The organism is Saliphagus infecundisoli, from assembly GCF_020177375.1.
Lineage (GTDB): Archaea > Halobacteriota > Halobacteria > Halobacteriales > Natrialbaceae > Saliphagus > Saliphagus infecundisoli.
The window spans coordinates 1-3,976 of the sequence record NZ_JAIWHV010000069.1; the positions used below are offsets into that span (position 1 = coordinate 1).

General features: G+C 57.5%; 4 protein-coding genes. All 4 read right to left on the minus strand.

The features are described 5' to 3' along the window. Positions 1–214: 214 nt before the first annotated feature. Positions 215–364 (minus strand): hypothetical protein, encoded by a 150-nt coding sequence (locus tag LCF40_RS22945; protein WP_224830435.1) that lies wholly within the window; start codon positions 362–364, stop codon positions 215–217. A gap of 102 nt (positions 365–466) precedes the next feature. Beyond that, a complete protein-coding gene (locus tag LCF40_RS22950) occupies positions 467–868 on the minus strand; it encodes a type II toxin-antitoxin system VapC family toxin (protein WP_224830436.1) in 402 nt (133 codons plus the stop codon). After that, a complete protein-coding gene (locus LCF40_RS22955; RefSeq protein ID WP_224830437.1) occupies positions 855–1,133 on the minus strand; it encodes an antitoxin VapB family protein in 279 nt (92 codons plus the stop codon). The genes LCF40_RS22950 and LCF40_RS22955 overlap by 14 nt, the downstream gene beginning before the upstream one ends. Positions 1,134–2,103: 970 nt before the next feature. After that, a complete protein-coding gene (locus tag LCF40_RS22960; protein ID WP_224830438.1) occupies positions 2,104–3,003 on the minus strand; it encodes a transcription initiation factor IIB family protein in 900 nt (299 codons plus the stop codon). Between the last annotated feature and the right edge of the window lie 973 nt (positions 3,004–3,976).

Genomic DNA, 3,976 nt, shown 5'->3' on the forward strand with positions numbered 1-3,976 from the left:
GGTCGCCGCATGGAAGAAGGAACGAAACAGCGCTGAAACGGATATTGACTGGCGATTTACCACCGACGATGCTCGCATCAAATTGAAACGCCTATACCCTTCAATTGACGGCTGACAGAGCACTAGACCCGATATCCAACCCTCGAACCCTCCCTTAGACGAGCGGTTTCGGTCCCTGCCACCTGAGGGCTGAGAGAGCACCCTCTCGCTCCGCTCAGTCTTCGTTCCCCTGTCCCGCATCCTGCTCGTGTTGCTCCTCGAGGTCGCTGCAGACGCGTTCTGCGGCCGCGAGTGCGTCTGTGAGCGTCCCGACGTCGGCTTCGACCGACCCCCAGTCCGGATTTTCGTTCGGATAGACAGTCACCCGATACGTCTCGCCGAAGCACTCGCGCCAGCTCGGTGATCGCTGGTATATCGACGTCGCGCGATCGTCACCTCCATCGATGTCGAGAATCAGAGTCGAATATTAGTAGGCTTCGACAGACACGCCATCAAGAAACTCAAAGTCGTCTATATTCTCTGTCACGACTGTTGCTCCTCTATCCTTCGCGACGGCGGCAATCAACAAATCTCCAGTCAGGGAATTTATTTTATCCTGATTGACGCTTTCATCCCGGTGTAGTGCTGCTTCTAACTGCCCAGCGAGGAACGCGTGTTCGGTTTGGAAAGGAATGATATCCACCCACTCAAACGTTGAGAGTATCTCGTGTCGGTCGAATTTGCCTTGGAGGGTCCGACCGACGGCAATCTCCTTGATATTGAGCGTCGTTGTGGTGAACTCGCACTCTTCGTTCTGTTCGAGGTACTCTTTCACCCCCTCGCGCCCGGCCCAATAATGGATGAGGAACGTTGTATCAAGCAGCTTCATCGGCATCCTCGGCATCAGTTAGTTCTTCGAGAGCCTCTTGTTGACGTTCTGCGAGTCCTGCACTCGTCTGCTTGCGGGAGGTTTCGACCACTTGCTCGAGCTCTTCGGCCTCTTCTGCGTCGAGCGTCCCGAATCCCTCATCCCAATCCATTGTTGCCTCGTCCAAGAGGCGATTCACGAGATCTGTGAAGCTTTCATCCTCCCTTTTCCGAGCTTTCAGGCGGTCATACACGTCATCTTTGACTCCAATAGTTTTCGTTCCCATACTTTGTGTTTACACACACAAGCACAAAATAGTTGCCCGTGATTTCAAACGTGAACGCAATAAAGAAACCGTGCTCCCCATCTACCGGTAAGGGGACGGGCAGCCTCTGGGACGACCGAGGATGCCTACTCGAGGAGTGCGCCCCGCAGGGAGTCAATTGAGGAAGACGTGAGCGACGCGAGCGGGAGGCCGTCCACACGAACGAATACGACGAGGTCAGCTATGACGAGAGTCGCCTGAAACCGGCGTTGGAATCTCGATCGCAGTGAACCGGGCATCAACAGCGCCACACACTGGACAGTCCGCGACGTACGCACACACTTTCACTGACGCTTCCATCTCGTGAACGCCGCTACAGACCTCACACTCGTACGCTGTGACGAACTGCGAGGGCGGTGTTGATCCCGATTCCCAAGACTCACCGCCGGATCCAGCAGGCGATTGTGAGTCGTGACCCGCCGATTCTGTATGATCGCGGTCCGGGTTAGCGTCCCCCCGCGCAGGGCTGGCGTCCCAGGCTTGCTCTGGCAGCTCGCCGTAGACCTGCGACGGGGCTCTGTCAGACGGCTGGGCTGGTTCGGCCTCGTCGCCACGCCCAGCGTGAGGGTCTTCACATTCATCCAGCGGTTCAGGTCTGTCTGCACGTGGACCACGAGTGTCACTGCGAGAGTGCGACGGGCTGGTCGACTGGATGGCCGTCATGATGCTGAGTTCGTAGGGTGCATCTTCAGACACAGCTTGGTTGCGGATCGGCCTACCGATCGCAGCCGCGAGGCCGGCCAGCGGCTCGGCAACCGCTGGTTCGAGTGACTCGTGCTCGCTCATCCTGTGGAGCCAGCTTCCAACGGTGATTGCAGTCTCGATATCAAGCGTGACCGACGGATCTGGTGTCATGGGTGTTTCTCTCCATCCTATAATGGGAAGCGATCAACACCACGCGTTCTCAACGACCGCTATAGAGGCTCTCGCACTACACCGCGTCCCGTTCTTGATTGGGAAGGACGCTCGGCGTGGTCGCTTCCTCTTGCTCGGCGTACTCCGTCCGGAGTGTGGAGGAATACCGATTGATCTTGTCTTTACTCGTCTCGACGATCACACTGATCGCATCGGCGACCTGCTGCATGGTGAGCCACTCGCTACCGAGCAACCGGTCTGCGGCGTAGACCGCGGCTGCCGCGACAGTCAGTCGCGGGGTTCCCGCGCCGATCGGTTCTTCGTCCGCGATCTCCATCAGGTGCCGTGCGACGTCCCTGAGACGCAGGTACGCGCCACTATCTATCGCACGCTTATCGAGCGTCTCGAGGACCGTAGCAACCGTGTCTGCTCGTATCGATGGGATGTCAATCGAGACGTGACACCGAATCTTGCGCGCCGCTGCACAGAGTCGGGCGTGACTCACTTTCCCGTAGCAGGCGACCTCTCGAGAGGGGCGATCCACCCCAGCGTTGGTCGCTGCAAGCAACACGGCACCAGCGGCGATCCCTTCCCACGATGTCCACGCACCTGGGACGCGCGCTTCACCAGCCCGTTTCACCAACCGTCCGGCATCGACGACCACGTGATGGGGCAGGTCGAGATTGCCGCCGATCATCTGGACGTCTCGAAGCGCCTCGTTGAGTCGGATCGCACGCTTGCTCTTGACCTGGAAGCGCTTGTGGCGTTGCTTCAGCCGATCGTACTTGTCCTGCTGTTCGCTCGAAAGCGAGTTCCCGTAGCCGTCACTCGTGAGGAAAAACGTCGTATGTAGGCCTTTGTCGATACGAAGCTGGGTGACCGACTCACAACTCCACTCGTTTCGACCGCTCCATTCGTCCGGACCGTGCCGACGCCGGCTCGGCCCGTACTCGATGTGGTCGGCTGTGACGACCAACCCGCAGTTCTCGCAGTAGGACGTTTGTTCTGCCGTGATGATTCGTCCCTCGCACTCGGTGCACGTCGATTTGGATGCAGGTTTGCGCCCATCCCTAGCCCTAGTTGAGTGCGTTATCTCCGATTCCGGATCCGTAATTGCGTGCTCATTGGAGTGCTGTTCATTCGAACCGTCGAACTGGGCAAAGCGCTTGATTGACATGGGTATTCACGGGGAGTAGGCACTCACGCAGCCGCTGCTCCCAGCATCGACGTCAGCGGATCCGACCACTGGCGAGCTGACTGAGCGGGACTGAGAGGGCCATTTCGACTCTCCCTCACCCCTCTCGTGGGAGGTGAACCGACACCACCAGCTGAGGCGGTGTGGTCGCAGTGCTGTCCGGGACGGTGCTGACTGCGGAACGACGTCAAGCGGCGGGGAAGCCCGGCAGTGCATCGAGCAGACATAATGACCGAATCGAGCACTGTAGGCCCAGTGATGCCCCAAACCCTGAGTGCGATTGGAGGAGCGGACTGGAAATCACGCATCAAAAAGCGCTCATCAGTTCCCTCACTCGTTACTCCTACACGGACATCTGTACGATCCCATATACAGCCACCTCTCTGTGTCGTCCGCTACTCATCAAGACAGGAGCTCACTCACGGGCAAACGGTGAGCAGACGAGCTGTTCAAGAGACTCACCCTTCCGCGTTTTCACAGAGCGCCACTGTTTCAACAATCCTCTCTCGAACTCACAGATTCACGTCAGTGTAGTCAATCACATCCTCGGTTCGATACCATGTTACGAGGTCTTGATGTTTGAAGACGCCGTCGTCACTCCAGATATCCCCGCTGACAGCCACTGCAGAGCCTGTCCAAGAAACATCGACAGAGAACTCACATGACGTAGACCTTATCTAGCAGAAACTCCTGTATAGCGTAAGGATTCATCCGTGACGTTCAATTTTATCCGATACGATCAAGATCAGCAACA